The sequence below is a fragment of the Aeromicrobium sp. P5_D10 genome, assembly GCF_054049535.1.
This window is the reverse complement of the sequence record NZ_JBFUME010000004.1, coordinates 130867-145013: the sequence shown is the minus strand read 5'-3', so window position 1 is coordinate 145013 and position 14147 is coordinate 130867. Positions and strand designations below refer to the sequence as shown.

The window sequence follows — 14147 nt, the reverse complement described above, 5'->3', positions numbered from 1 at the left end:
CCTCGAAGGAAGATCCCCATGCTGCTGTTGAGCTGTCCCTGGTGCGGACCACGAGACGAGACCGAGTACCACTACGGCGGGCAGGCCCACGTCGACTACCCCAAGGACCCGGACGAACTGACCGACGCCGAGTGGTCGCAGTACCTGTTCTTCCGCGACAACCCTCAGGGGCCTTTCGCCGAACGCTGGTCACACAGCGGTGGTTGCCGGCGTTGGTTCAACGTCGTGCGAGACACCGCAACCTACGAGGTGCTGAGCGTCTATACCGGCTCCATGCCTCCTGCGCCGACCAGAGAGGACAGCGCCCGATGAGCACCTCCAACGCCCCGACGGGACAGGACTGGAGACTGCCCGAAGGAGGCCGCATCGACCGCAGCCGCACCGTCGGCTTCACCGTCGACGGCACCGACTACGTCGGGCACCCGGGTGACACCATCGCGTCGGCTCTCTTGGCGAACGGACGCATCGACGTAGGTTTGTCGATCTACCGCGGCCGCCCCCGCGGGATCGTCTCTGCCGGCGTCGAGGAGCCGAACGCGCTGCTCCAGATCGGAGGTCACCTGTCCGAGCCCATGGTGGCGGCGACGACGCGCCCAGTGGTCGAAGGCCTCTCGGCGAGCACCCTGTCCGGCCACGGGCGCCTCGACCCTACGGCCGACCTGGCCGTCTACGACAAGATGTTCGTCCACACCGACGTGCTGGTCCTCGGATCCGGCCCGGCAGGCTTGGCCGCCGCTCTGGCGGCGGGCCGCAGCGGCGCCCGCGTCATGGTCCTGGACGAGCAGTGCGAGCTCGGTGGCTCCCTCCTGTCAGGAAGCCACGAGCGCATCGGCGACGGGGCAGCCGTCGACTGGGCTGCCGAAGTCATCGGCGAACTCGAGGCGATGCGCGACGTCACGTTGCTGCCGCGCACGGCAGCCTTCGGGTCCTACGACGACAACTACGTCCTGGCCCTCGAGCACCGCACCGATCACCTCGACGACGCTCCCGGGCACCTGTCCAGGCAGCGCATCTGGCACGTCCGCGCGGGCCAGGTCGTCATCGCCACGGGAGCGCACGAACGTCCCATGGTGTTCGGCGGCAATGACCTCCCCGGGGTGATGCTCGCCGGAGCAGTTCGCACCTACCTGAATCGGTATGCCGTCGCGGCAGGGCAGCGCGTCGTGGTCGCGACCACCAACGACAGCGCCTACGACCTGGCGGCCGACCTCGTCGACGCAGGCATCGACGTCCCCGTCGTGGTGGATGCCCGCGCCACGGTGTCCGATCGCGCCGCGGCCTGGTCCGCCCGAAGCGGGGTGCGCGTCGAGCCGGGAACCGTCGTCGTCGCCGCGCATGGTGATCACCGGGTGTCCTCGGTCGAGATCAGCAGGCTCGGCTCCGACGCTCGGCTCGTGGGGGACCGAACCACGTACGAGTGCGACGTCGTCGCGGTCTCCGGCGGTTGGAGCCCCGTCGCTCACCTGCACAGCCAGCGCCAAGGCCAGTTCGGCTGGGACGATGCGATCGCCGCGTTCGTCCCTTCAGGGACGGTTCCCCACCAGTACGTCGTGGGATCGGCGGCCGCGCAGTTCGACCTGGACGACTGCCTGTCGGCGGGCACGCGTGCGGGAGCAGAGGCCGCGAATCGACAGGGCTACGCCGCTCCAGAGGCGCATGTGCGAGGTGACGGAGGCTGGAGAGGCCCGGTACGGCCTGTCTGGCTCGTGCCGGGCGTCACCGGCGAGCCGGGGGACTGGACCGGGCACTTCGTCGACCTGCACCGCGACCAGACCGTCGCGGACGTGTGGCGTGCCACGGGCGCGGGCATGCGCAACGTCGAGCACGTCAAGCGCTACACGTCGATCGGCACCGGCGCCGACCAGGGCAAGACGTCCGCCGTCGTCGCCACGGGCGTCATCGCTGCCGCACTCGGCAGACCGGGCGTCGCAGACATCGGAACCGCAACCTCCCGCGCGCCCTACACGCCGGTTCCCTTTGGGGCGCTGGCCGGCCGTGAGCGTGGGGAGCTGTTCGACCCCGCACGGACGACACCGGTCCACTCGTGGCACGTCGAAGCGGGCGCCGAGATGGAGATCGTCGGGCAGTGGCTGCGTCCGCGGTACTACCCTGCACCAGGCGAGGACATGGACGCTGCGGTCGCCCGCGAATGTCGGGCCGCGCGCGAGGGCGTCGCCATGATGGATGCGTCGACGCTCGGCAAGATCGAGGTCCGTGGTGCCGATGCGGGTGAGTTCCTCAACCGGATCTACACCAACGCGTTCAAGAAGCTGCCTGTCGGCTCAGCCCGCTACGGCGTGATGTGCACGCCGGACGGAATGATGTTCGACGACGGGGTCAACCTCCGCCTGGACGAAGACCGCTACTTCCTGACCACGACCACCGGCGGCGCCGCCGGTGTCCTCGACTGGCTCGAGGAGTGGCTTCAGACCGAGTGGCCTGACCTGGATGTGACCTGCACGTCCGTTACCGAGCAGTGGACGACCGTCGCTGTCGTCGGGCCCCGCTCTCGGGAGGTGCTGGCGCGGGTGGCGCCGGACCTGGACGTCTCCAACGACGCCTTCGGGTTCATGACGTTCCACGAGACGACACTGGCCTCGGGCGTCTCGGCGCGCATCTGCCGGATCTCGTTCTCCGGCGAGCTGGCGTTCGAGGTCAACGTGTCAGGTTGGTACGGCCGTGCCGTCTGGGAAGAGCTGCACGCGGCCGGTAGCGATCTGGGCATCACGCCGTACGGCACCGAGACCATGCACGTGCTGCGCGCAGAGAAGGGATACCCCATCGTCGGTCAGGACACCGACGGGACAGTCACGCCACAGGACGCCGGCATGGAATGGGTCGTCTCCAAGGTCAAGGACTTCGTCGGCCGACGTTCCCACAGCCGCCAGGACACCGCACGAGCGGGCCGGAAGCACCTCGTCGGCGTGCTGCCCGTCGACCGGGTGACCCGACTCCCCGAGGGGTCGCAGCTCGTCGCGGTCGGATCTCCGGCGACGGCGGCCGACGGGCCGGTCCCGATGCTCGGACACGTCACGTCCAGCTACCACAGCCAGGCGCTCGGACGGCCCTTCGGACTGGCCCTCATCTCTGGTGGCCGCGACCGGTTCGGCGAGACGCTCCTCGCCCCGGTAGGCGACCAGATGGTGGAGGTCGAAGTGACCTCACCAGTTCTCTACGACCCCGAAGGGACCAAGCGTGATGGCTGATCTCGAGACGCTGCGCCGCAGCCCCCTGGCACACCTGGCAGAACCCATGAGCAAAGCCTCACATCCCAATGTGGTCTCACTACGCGAAGAAGCGTTCTTCGGGATGGTCGGCGTTCGCGTGGAGCTGGGCTCGCCGGCAGCAGACCGCATGGAGGCCGTCCTCGGTACAGGTCTGCCATCGACCAGCGGAGAGACGACAGCTGCCGGCGGTCACGCCTGCCTGTGGCTCGGGCCCGACGAGTGGCTCGTGGTCACCGCCGATGACCCAGTCGGCCTAACCGCAAGGCTCTCGGCAGCCTTGGGTTCCGAGCCGGGCCTGGTGAACGACCTGTCGGCGAGCAGGACCGTCATCGAGCTGTCGGGCCCATGGGCTCGCAGTGTGCTCGACAAGGGGTGCCCCGTCGACCTGCACCCGCGTGCCTTCGTCGCCGGTCGAGCGGTCACCACCACCCTGGCCCGTGTCCCGGTGCTGCTGTGGCAAATCGACGACGACTCCTACCGCCTGCTTCCACGCGCGTCCTTCGCCGACTACGTGGCGAGGTGGCTGCTCGACGCGATGGACGAGTACACCACCGCTGACACGTCAGCCTGATGCCATGAGTGATCCGACCGTCGAGCACATCCTGACCTTGGACTGTCCTGAGTCCCCAGGCATCGTCCACGCCGTCAGCAGGTTCCTGCTGCAGCACGGCTGCGACATCGTCGACAACATCCAGTTCGGTGACCGGGACGAGAACCACTTCTTCATGCGGGTCCGCGTCGTGTGCGCGGCTGGAGGGCAAGGCGCCGACCTCACCGCGGCGCTTCGCGCGGACTTCGCCGACGTCGCCGACCAGTTCGCCATGACGTGGCGGCTCGAGCGGGCGGAGCGCCGGACACGAGTGATGATCATGGTGTCGAAGTTCGACCACTGCCTCGCCGACCTGCTCTACCGTGCCCGCACGGGCGCCGTCCCGTACGAGATCGTCTGCGTCGTGTCCAACCACCGTGACCACCAAGCTCTGGTCGAGTGGCACGGCATCCCGTTCCATCACCTGCCGATCACCCCTGAGTCGAAGGCCCGGTCGGAACAGGCCCTCCTCGGCTTGGTCTCCGAACAGGATGTCGAGCTCATCGTGCTGGCTCGCTACATGCAGGTCCTGTCCGACCAGCTGTGCACCCGGCTCGAGGGGCGGATCATCAACATCCACCACTCGTTCCTGCCGAGCTTCAAGGGCGCCAAGCCGTATCACCAGGCTCACGCCCGCGGAGTCAAGGTCGTAGGAGCCACGGCGCACTACGTGACCGCAGAGCTGGACGAAGGCCCGATCATCAGCCAGCAGGTCATCCCTGTCGACCACCGCCACCGAGCAGATGATCTCGTTGCCGTCGGCCGCGACGCCGAGGTGAGCGCGCTACAGAAGGCGGTCACCTGGCACTGCGAGGGCCGCGTGCTGCTGCAAGGAAACCGAACCGTCGTGTTGTTGTGACGAGGTCGGCGACCTCCGCCGCGGAGAAGGTGCCGCGCCGGCCTCGGCAGAGCGCTCGTCATGACGGGCTCAGTCGCCGTGATGAATCGCTGCAGGAGTGTCCCCAGGGTCTTCGTCTGCTGGGTTGCGAGAAGCCGCGTCTCGCCGACGCGGGGGGTGAGAGCCTCGTCGACGAGTTGAACGGCCCCGTGTCAAGACGTCGCGATCGAACCGATCGGTGGGTCGAAGCGCGGGCCGTCGGCAGTCTTCTGGGTGACGAAGCCTTCAGCCTCGCTGACCGTAGTCCGGGTGACCCTGTCCTTTGGTGGTCGAGCGGGACGCGACTATGCGTGGCCACAGTCCCCGGCTGCGCTTTGCTCGCGTCATCCAATCGACCCTGTCGGCGGACGAGGTCATGATCATTGAAAGCCAGCGAAGGTTCAGTGAGGAGCTGGCGTAGGCAGGCTCGAGCCCGAGGCTCAGGTGGGCGCAGCACCCGCGGCAAGCGGGCTACAACGATCAAGGACAGGACTGACCTGATGGACGAAAGACTTCAATTGCTGGAGTCGATGGTGCGCATTCGCGCCTTCGAGAACATGCTTTCCAAGCTCTTCAAGCGCGGCAAGCTTCCTGGTTTTGTCCACCTGTACTCGGGGCAGGAGGCGGTAGCGGTGGGCGCATGCTCGGTTCTTGGCCCCGAGGATCGGATCACGAGCACGCACCGTGGGCACGGCCACATCCTGGCCAAGGGTGCCGAACCAAGTCGGATGATGGCTGAGATCTTCGGCCGGGTCGACGGTTACTGCCGTGGACGCGGCGGATCGATGCACATCTTCGATTTCGAGCTGGGCATTCTCGGCGCCAACGGAATCGTCGCCGGAGGCATCCCCCTGGCAACAGGGGCGGCACTCGCTGACGTGACCTTCGACCGTCCTCACGTGACGGTGGCGTTCTTCGGAGACGGAGCCACCGGCCAGGGGGTTCTGTTCGAGTCGATGAACCTGAGCGCACTGTGGAACCTGCCCATCATCTACATGTGCGAGAACAACGGCTACGCCGAGTGGATGCCCACGGACACGATCAGCGCCACTGACATCGCCGACCGGGCCGCCAGCTTCGGCATGCCCAGTGTCACCGTCGATGGCAACGACGTGATGGCCGTCCGCGAAGCCGCCTCGGCGGCCGCCGAACGTGCACGCGCTGGCAAAGGCCCGTCCTTCATCCAAGCCAAGACGTACCGGCACCACGGACACAACCAAGGAGAAGAAGCCTTCGCCGGCGACTACCGACCCGTCGAGGAGATGGAGAGCTGGATGCAGCGCGATCCCATCCCTCTGTACACGGCGCGTCTGATCGAGGAGGGCCTCATCGACGCCGAGGCGGTTGCCGCAATGGAGTCCACGGCTCTCGCCGAGATGAAAGCCGCAGTTAAGTTCGCTGAGAACAGCGAATTCCCTGACCCGTCCAGTGCCCTCGACAATCTCTACGCAGAGGTGAAGTGAAATGGAAATGTTCGTCACAGACGCGATGCGTAGTGCCATCGAGCTCGCGATGAAGGAAGATCCTGCAGTCATCGTCTTGGGAGAAGACGTTGAGCGCGGGGCATTCGGGATCGAAACGGGGCTGCACGAGATGTTTGGGCCGAGAAGGGTCCGAAACACTCCTATCTCCGAAGCCACGGTTCTCGGTACGTCAGTCGGAGCCGCGGCCTGTGGAGCCAAGCCCGTCTTTGACCTGATGTTCTCCAGCTTCTTCTACGTCGCCTTCGATCAAGTCGCGAATCAGGCTGCACGGTTGCGATTCATGTCGGGTGGGCAGGTCCAGGTGCCGATGGTCATGATCGCGGTGACGGGCCCGGGCGGATCTGCCGCTGCCCAGCACTCCGAGAATCCTCACGCCATGCTGATGCAGGCAGCTGGCATCAAGGTGGTCATGCCGAGTACTGCCGCAGATGCTGCGGGGCTACTTCTCACCTCGATCCAAGACCCCAATCCGGTGGCGTTCCTCATCGACGTCTCGTTGATGGGAAACAGGGGTGAAGTAGCTGATCCACTGGTGCCCATCCCATTCGGAAAGGCCACGACGCGCCGATCGGGGGAGGACGTCACAGTCGTCGCGTTTGCGTCGGCCGTAGATCAGGCGCTCGCCGCAGCGGAGGAGCTCGACGGACAGGTGTCGGTCGAGGTCATCGATCCTCGAACTTTGGTTCCGTTCGACTGGGACGCGGTCTACGCGTCGGTCGAGAAGACAGGACGCCTCGTAGTTGTGGAGCCCGGTCGTCAGACCTGCGGCGTTGCTGCGGAGGTCGTGACAAAGGTCGTCGAGAACTGCTATGCGAGCCTGCGGACCGCTCCGAGCCGGGTGACGTGGCCCGATGTCCCGGTCCCGTACAGCCCGCCGCTCGAGGCCGAGGTCCTGACCTCCGCAGCGAAGGTTCGCGACGCCGTCCTGAAGGTGGCGGGGAAGTAATGGACATCGAACTGCCGAAGTGGGGCGTCTCCATGCAGGAGGGCCTGATCGCCGAGTGGCTGGTGGAGGTGGGTGCAGTCGTCTCCGAGGACGATCCCATTCTCGTGGTGGAGACCGACAAGGCCAACGCCGAGATTGAAGCGCCGGTCGACGGCGTCATCACCGCCCTCCTCGTCAACGAAGGAGACCGAGTGCCGGTAGGCACCGTGGTGGCGACCATCGAGGAGACCACCAGCTAGCGGCTGAGTCATGGCCGACAACGTCAATCCTCGCATCAAAGCGATGAGCAGCTCTCACAGGAGGAGAAGCATCATGAGTCACCCGCGATACGCTCACCAGTTTGGAATCCTTGCCGCCACGCTAGCCCTCATCTTGAGCGGCTGCGCGAACGGTGCAACGACCACGTCAGACGACGGCAAGGCTGTCGACGTGGGCGCTCTCGACAGCCTTTTCAAAGGAACGTTCGAGAGTCCACCATCCTCGGCCCCGGCACACGATTCCGACAAGTCGATCTACCTCATCTCGTGTGGGCAGTCGATCCCCTTCTGTGTCACATCCATCACCGGTGCTCGGGACGCTGCTAAGTCCCTGGGGTGGAAAACAACGCTGATCGACAGCAAGGGCGACTTCAACAATGCCGGGCAAGCGATCCGCCAGGCAATCGCTGCGGAGGCCGACGGGATCTTTGTCTATGCATTGGACTGCGAATACTTCAAGCAGCCGTTGCAGGAGGCCAAAGACGCAGGTATCCCGGTGGTCACGGCAGAAGCGCGAGACTGCAATCAGGACATCCGATTCCAAGACAATGGTGGACCTCAGCTGTTCACGTCTGTCGTGAGTTATGTCGAGGGCTCCCTCCTCGACTGGTTCAAAGCGTACGGTACCGCGCAGGCGAAACTCGCACTCGCAAAGTCTGGCGACAACACTCACTCGATGAGCTTCTACATCAGTGAATTGGGCGCTTCGGTGGTCATCTCCGATGCCTACCAGAAGTACCTGGAAGAAAAGTGCGCAAAGTGTGACGACCGAGTGGTCAACTACACATTGGCCCAAGCAACAGCGGGCTATCAAGAGAAGGCGCAGCAGGCGTTGTTGAAGCACCCGGAAACGAACCTCATCCGAGTCGATGCCGACGGCACCCTGACGGGTGGCGTCTTGACGGCGGCCAAGATCAGCGCACCAAACGCCAAGATCATCTCCGGCGAGGGCCAGGAAGCCCTGTTGGATGTCTTCCGCAAGGGCAATACCCAGATCGTCGGTGGAGTCGGTACGGCCACCACCTGGGAGGGCTGGGCCGCGATCGACTCACTCGTCAGGATCTTTGCCGATCAGCCTCCTGTGTCCAGTGGTATCGGAATCCAGGTCTGGGACGCCGACCACAACACGCCGAGTTCCGGTGGGTATGAGCCGCCGATCGACTACCGGGCCCTCTACAAGAAGGCGTGGGGTGTGAAGTGAGTGACACCAAGCTGTTATCAGGTGACAAGGGCGTGGGCGAGGATGTTACAGGAGCAACGTCCGCCGGCAAGCGCGCCGGGGGCGTCCGTCCCGGACGCAAGATCTCGCACTGGTTCGAGGCCTATGCTCTAGTAGCCTTCACGGTCGTCTTCATCTGTTTGTTCGGCTTGTTGCCGCAGACCCGTGATGTGTTCCTCAGCCCTGGAAACGTGCAGGTGACCCTCACGGCGCAGGCTGTCGTCGTGGTGGTGTGCATGGCAGCGCTCATACCGTTGGTGTGCGAAGAATTCGACCTCTCCGTCGGGGCCAATGCCGGCATGACGTCGATATTCTTCGGATCCTCGCTGGCCGCGGGATGGTCACCGGTGGCGGCGCTCGCCCTGGCCGTCCTGCTTGGCGGCCTAGTCGGGCTCGTGAACGGCTTCTTGATCACTGTGGTGCGAGTGAACTCATTCGTGACGACACTTGCGACAGCCGCGATTCTTGCCGGAGTCGTGCAGTGGAAGTCCGGCGGGTCGAGCATTGTCGCGGGAATCCCAGACAGTGTGATTGCGCTCGGGACAGGCAAGACTCTGTCCGTGCCGAACGCTGTACTTCTCGCAGTGGGAGTTGCTGCTGCGGTGTACTACCTGCTGCGACAGACCCCGTTCGGCCGGTACTTGTACGCGATTGGGGCAAACCGAAAGGCAGCGGAGCTCGTGGGCTTGTCGGTCGATCGGATCGTCCTGTCAACGTTTGTCCTGTCTGGCCTCTTGTGCGGACTCGCAGGCGCTCTCCAGGTCGCCGTGTCGGGGACAGCCAACCCTCGCGTGGGTGAGAGCTTCACTCTGCCCGCTCTGGCAGCGGCGTTCCTCAGTGTCGCGGCGATCAAGCCTGGCCGCTACAACGTCTGGGGTGCCGTAGTGGCGATCGTGTTCTTGGCGGTCCTCAACAGTGGGCTCAACCTTGCCGGTGCCAGCAACTACGTCTACAACTTCGCGAACGGCATAGCACTCGTCGCCGGCGTGGGCCTGTCGGTCCTCCTCGGGCGTCGACGAGTGACTTCATGAGCGCGGAGGTCTTGGCGAAGCTGGAGCCCCGGCTTCGTATCGCGGGCCTGAGTAAGGCTTTCGGTGGTACTCAGGCGCTCGATGACGTTTCATTCGATGTCCAGCCCATGTCAATCCACGCCCTGCTCGGCGGCAATGGCTGCGGTAAGTCGACCCTCATCAAGGTTCTGGCTGGCGTCGTCAAGGCGGACTCAGGTTCAGTGTCGGTGTCGGGCGCTTCATTTGATGTGAGTGAGCTCTCACCACGAAAAGCCGCAGAATCGAACATCAGCTTCGTGCATCAGCAGGACTCGACGTTCTCGACGCTCTCAGTTGCCGAGAACTTGGCGATCGGGCGCGGTTTCGATACAAGTCGACTGGGGACGATCAGCTATCGTTCCCTCCGTGCGCGAGCCTCTCATGTGCTGGCACGCTTCGGTGTTGACTGTGACCCCGATCAGCCGATGTCGACACTCAGCCCGGCTGCACGAATGGTTGTTGCCATTGCACGAGCACTCCAAGATCAGGACAGCGCTGACTCGGGCATCCTCGTCCTGGATGAACCGACGGCTGCTCTTCCCAAGACAGAAGTGACGCTCCTGCTCAATTCGCTCGAGCGGTTCGCCGCAGCGGGACAGTCGATCTTGCTGGTCACTCATCGCCTGGACGAGGTGGAGGCGGTTGCGGACCGAGTCACGATCCTGCGAGACGGACGCGTCTCGGCGACGCTGGACGAGTTCGACCAGAACGCCTTGGCAACTCTGATCGCCGGTCGCGCGATGGAATCCACGATGGCACCTCGACCGATCCGTGCTGGCGGTGTTCCCCGACTCGAAGTTCGGGAGCTTGAGGTGGGGCCCATCAAGGGCGTGAGCTTCACCGCCTACCAAGGCGAGGTTCTGGGGATAGCAGGGACCTTGGGCTCAGGGCGCTCAACCCTGCTCAAGTCACTTTTCGGGCTCGGCCGGGTCGAGTCCGGGTCGATCGAGCTTGGAGGGGCGCCGCTTCGTCTCCGGCGCCCAAGCGATGCTGTGAAGGCTGGCATCGCGCTGATTCCTGAGGATCGACGCGCCGAAGCAGCCTTCGACAGCTTGAGCGTCAGTGAGAATCTGTTTGCCGGACACCTGAGGGGGTTCTGGCGCCGCGGGAGATTCGATGCGAGTGACGAGCGTCGAACAGCTCGCGGTCTCATGTCGTCATACCTCGTCAAGGCGTCTTCCGAGAAGGCCATCTTCGGCACGCTTTCGGGCGGAAATCAGCAGAAGGTGGTGCTCGCGAGATGGCTTCGCCGCGCGCCTGGCGTCCTACTCCTAGACGAGCCCACGCAGGGCGTAGATATCGGCGCCCGACACGAAATTTGGAGCCTGATTCGAGATTCTCTTGATTCTACGGCGGTGGTCGTGGTGTCTTCCGATTTCGGGGAGTTGGTAACTGCTTGTGACCGCGTCGTCGTGCTTCGCGACGGCGTGATCATTGCGAGCTGCGATGGCGACGAGCTGACTGAGGCGCGGCTGAACGAGCTGGCTCATTCGGGCGTGCTGAAGGTCGAAAACCCCGTCGCGTGACGGTGGCCACCTGGCCGAACTACATGACAAAATTCCAAGGAGTGAAGATGAAGGTTTTTATTTTCGGAGTCAGCGGAGCCATCGGCGGCATGCTTGCTGACCGACTGGTTGCGAATGGCACCACGGTTTCTGGGCTCGTGCGGCGTGTCGAGCAGCGTGATCGTCTGAGCGAGAGCGGTGTGGACGCGATCGTTGGCGAGCTCGAGACGATGACGTCCGATGAGTTGGCTAAGGCGATCGCCGACTCGGACGCCATCGTGTACACCGCGGGTTCCAACGGCGAGCCCATGTCAGTTACCGAAGCCATCGATGGTGAGGGCGTTGTCAAAACTATCGAGGCCGCCTCGATTGCGGGTGTCAGTCGATTCATTCTTGTGTCTGTCCTGCCGGAGTCGTGGCGAGAGCGGAATCTGGGCGAAGAGCTCGAGCACTACTTCATGATCAAGAAGCAGGCGGACGTGGCTGTCGTTCGCAGCTCGCTCGACTGGGTCATCCTGCGACCTTCTCTGCTGCTTGATGATCCCGCCAAGGGCACCGTCTCGATGGGGCCCGCCGAGATTCACAACGACATCACCCGTGAAGACGTCGCTTTGACCCTAGTCGAACTTTTGGCCGAGCCTCGTATCAGCCGACAGATCCTTGAGCTGGATCGCGGGGAGACACCCATCCGCGATGCGGTCCAGGCGAATGTTCGGTCTGACCACCCGGCGTGAATCGGCTGCATTGAGATCGCTCGCAGCAGTGGTCGGTCGGTTGAAGGGACGCAAGTTTCCCAGGACTGAGAGCGCGGGCGATTTCCAGTTCCCGAAGTGCACGGCGATGGATTGAGCGAACGACGGAGGTGCAGCCCAGCGGAGGCAGCACGTCACCCATCGTGATATCGGGTCTGGGCATCAAGAAGATTCGTTCTGAGCCCAGGCCCGATGTGCGCCGCACGACGGTGACCGTCGTGGTTAAGAGGTCCTGTCCCTCTATCGGGCTCCAAGTACCCGAGTGGTTGTGGAGCCGCGAAGAGCAGAACTGCTGTGAATGCCTGTCCCATGGGCGTGGCCGGTTGCTACGACACCGTCCATGCGTCGTCGTAGCGCAGATGGCGGGGGCGGGGTCCTATACATCGCGCGAGACGAGGGGAATACTGATGAAGGTCTTCATCATCGGGATCAGCGGGGCCACAGGTGGCCTACTCGTTGAGAAGTTGCAACTGCGCGGAGACTCAGTCGAAGGCCTGGTTCGCCGGCCAGCGCTTCAAGAGAGCTTGGCAGCGATGGGCGTCGCGTCCACCGTCGGCGATCTCGAGACGATGGAGCCTCGTGAGTTTGCCAAGGCTGTGAGCGGAGCCGACGCCATCGTCTATGCGGCAGGGTCCGATGGTGGCGCGCTACGTGTGACGAAAAGTGTTGATGGAGATGGAGTCATCACCGCCATAGAAGGCGCCACACTCGCCGGCGTCAAACGCTTCATCCTGATCTCGGTCTTTCCTGAGGCGGGGCGTGCGCTCAATCTGGGGGAGGAGTTCGAGTACTACTACCTGGTCAAGAAGACTGCGGAGGTCTCGGTGACGCGCAGCGTCCTCGACTGGGTGATCGTGCGTCCGACGCTGCTCGTCGATGGTTCGGGGCGCGGTGCTGTCTCGTTGGGCGCTGCCGAGCTGCAGGGCCAGGTCGCCCGCGAAGACCTCGCTGCGTCGCTTGTAGGGCTCCTGCACGAGTCGCGCATCAGCCGTCAGATCCTCGAGCTCAGTTCCGGCGACACGGCCATTGCTGACGCGGTGGATCGCACCGCTCGCGACTGAGAACTAGAACCGCAGCATCACGGACTTCTACGGACCGATCGCGGGTGGAAGCCCACGTCTGGGAAGCGCTCTCGTTGCTACGGACGTCAGCGGCTGGCGGGCTTATATCAACGTCCAGGTGGTGGGGTGGTCCGCGACGACTCGCTTGTGAGGAGATCGACGCCGCCGAGCGTGCCGAGACCTGTGTCGGTTCCCGGGCTACGCCGCTTCGCGCTCAGCGTTCCGACTGGCCTTGCCGCGGCGGCAGCCATGGCTATTGGGGGCGGATGTCTGCGCTGGCGCCGCGTGGCGTCCGACTTCCCGGTACGGAGGGCGCCAGATCGGAATGTCGGACGGTCCAAACGCAGTTTGGGGAATCGGCGTATGCAACTCGCCGCATCAGTGCAGCTCGCCCGTCGGGGAAGGGCTCACCAGGCATGAGTCCGAAAGTCTGGGGAGGACATGGACGAGGCGCGTCGGTGCCTTGTTCAGCGGAAGCTCGAGCTGTCATACGTCCAGGTTTTGCCGCGTACGTACGACGACCGTCTCTCCGGAAACGAGCGGTACTCCACCGTCAGCGGTCAGCCGGAAGATCGCGTCAGCGACGTCCGCCGGCTCTGAAGTGCCTTCAGGGAGGGAGCCGGCCAGGGCGCGCACCGTGTCGGTGGCGATGTAGCCGGGGGCGATACCGATAACTCTCAGGCCACGTTGGGCCAGTTCTTCAGCGATGCCGCTGGTCAAGTTGATCACTGCCGCTTTCGAGGCGCTGTACAACAGTGACTTGGGCTCTGGAATGATCCCGTCGACCGACGCGACGTTGAGCAAGACGCCACCGCTCGCGGCCGCATTGGCGAAGTTCGCTGCGACCAGCCACGTACCCCAGACATTGATGTCAAACAGACGCCGATAGGTCTCTGACGTGAAGTCAGCGATGGTGGACCTGGGATACACCCCGGCCGCGTTGACGCAGATAGAAATAGGCCCGTGATCGTGACGGATCTGTCCGAATGCACGGGCCACATCATCTTGGTCAGTGATGTCTGTAGCGATGGTCTCGAACGGTGCTGCCTCGGGCACCTGAATGTCGAGTCCGACAACGGTCGAGCCGCTTTCGAGATAGCGGCGTGCAACCGCATGGCCGAGGCCTTGTGTACTACCAGTGACAACGACGAGCTGCGCCATGACGAAACACCTTTCGGTCC

The 14147-nt window shown here is 64.2% G+C and carries 13 protein-coding genes; 12 read left to right on the top strand and 1 reads right to left on the bottom strand.

Annotation, left to right across the window (positions count from 1 at the left end):
- The first annotated feature begins 18 nt into the window (after nucleotides 1-18).
- The 12 genes from ACXJKC_RS08490 (at nucleotide 19) to ACXJKC_RS08435 (ending at nucleotide 12966) form a co-directional block, all read left to right on the top strand.
- The gene (locus tag ACXJKC_RS08490; RefSeq protein ID WP_456696267.1) at nucleotides 19-312 is read left to right on the top strand and encodes a sarcosine oxidase subunit delta; all 294 of its coding nucleotides are present in this window, start codon (nucleotides 19-21) and stop codon (nucleotides 310-312) included.
- Nucleotides 309-3206, top strand: a complete 2898-nt coding sequence (locus ACXJKC_RS08485; RefSeq protein ID WP_456696266.1) for a 2Fe-2S iron-sulfur cluster-binding protein — start codon at nucleotides 309-311, stop codon at nucleotides 3204-3206. Before ACXJKC_RS08490 ends, ACXJKC_RS08485 begins: the two co-directional genes overlap by 4 nt.
- Nucleotides 3199-3798 (top strand): sarcosine oxidase subunit gamma, encoded by a 600-nt coding sequence (locus ACXJKC_RS08480; RefSeq protein ID WP_456696646.1) that lies wholly within the window; start codon nucleotides 3199-3201, stop codon nucleotides 3796-3798. Before ACXJKC_RS08485 ends, ACXJKC_RS08480 begins: the two co-directional genes overlap by 8 nt.
- Before the next feature lie 4 nt (nucleotides 3799-3802).
- Nucleotides 3803-4675 carry a formyltetrahydrofolate deformylase gene (gene purU, locus ACXJKC_RS08475; protein ID WP_456696265.1) on the top strand — a complete coding sequence of 291 codons (873 nt, stop codon included), beginning with the start codon at nucleotides 3803-3805 and terminating at the stop codon, nucleotides 4673-4675.
- 518 nt (nucleotides 4676-5193) lie between these two features.
- Nucleotides 5194-6156: a thiamine pyrophosphate-dependent dehydrogenase E1 component subunit alpha gene (locus ACXJKC_RS08470; RefSeq protein ID WP_456696264.1), complete on the top strand. Its 963-nt coding sequence runs from the start codon at nucleotides 5194-5196 to the stop codon at nucleotides 6154-6156.
- A 1-nt stretch (nucleotide 6157) separates the two neighbouring features.
- A complete protein-coding gene (locus ACXJKC_RS08465) occupies nucleotides 6158-7123 on the top strand; it encodes an alpha-ketoacid dehydrogenase subunit beta (RefSeq protein ID WP_456696263.1) in 966 nt (321 codons plus the stop codon).
- Nucleotides 7123-7362, top strand: coding sequence for a biotin/lipoyl-containing protein (locus ACXJKC_RS08460; protein ID WP_456696262.1), 240 nt, complete (start codon nucleotides 7123-7125; stop codon nucleotides 7360-7362). Before ACXJKC_RS08465 ends, ACXJKC_RS08460 begins: the two co-directional genes overlap by 1 nt.
- A 73-nt stretch (nucleotides 7363-7435) precedes the next feature.
- Entirely contained in the window at nucleotides 7436-8581 is a 1146-nt protein-coding gene (locus ACXJKC_RS08455) for a sugar ABC transporter substrate-binding protein (protein ID WP_456696261.1), read from the top strand.
- Nucleotides 8578-9630, top strand: coding sequence for an ABC transporter permease (locus tag ACXJKC_RS08450; protein ID WP_456696260.1), 1053 nt, complete (start codon nucleotides 8578-8580; stop codon nucleotides 9628-9630). The genes ACXJKC_RS08455 and ACXJKC_RS08450 overlap by 4 nt, the downstream gene beginning before the upstream one ends.
- Entirely contained in the window at nucleotides 9627-11174 is a 1548-nt protein-coding gene (locus ACXJKC_RS08445; RefSeq protein WP_456696259.1) for a sugar ABC transporter ATP-binding protein, read from the top strand. The genes ACXJKC_RS08450 and ACXJKC_RS08445 overlap by 4 nt, the downstream gene beginning before the upstream one ends.
- A complete protein-coding gene (locus tag ACXJKC_RS08440; RefSeq protein ID WP_456696258.1) occupies nucleotides 11171-11887 on the top strand; it encodes an NAD(P)H-binding protein in 717 nt (238 codons plus the stop codon). The genes ACXJKC_RS08445 and ACXJKC_RS08440 overlap by 4 nt, the downstream gene beginning before the upstream one ends.
- Nucleotides 11888-12312: 425 nt before the next feature.
- A complete protein-coding gene (locus tag ACXJKC_RS08435; RefSeq protein WP_456696257.1) occupies nucleotides 12313-12966 on the top strand; it encodes an NAD(P)H-binding protein in 654 nt (217 codons plus the stop codon).
- A gap of 486 nt (nucleotides 12967-13452) precedes the next feature.
- On the opposite strand, the gene ACXJKC_RS08430 is transcribed toward ACXJKC_RS08435, so the two are convergent.
- On the bottom strand, nucleotides 13453-14127 hold the full coding sequence (locus tag ACXJKC_RS08430) for an SDR family NAD(P)-dependent oxidoreductase (protein ID WP_456696256.1): 675 nt from the start codon (nucleotides 14125-14127) through the stop codon (nucleotides 13453-13455).
- Nucleotides 14128-14147 lie beyond the last annotated feature (20 nt).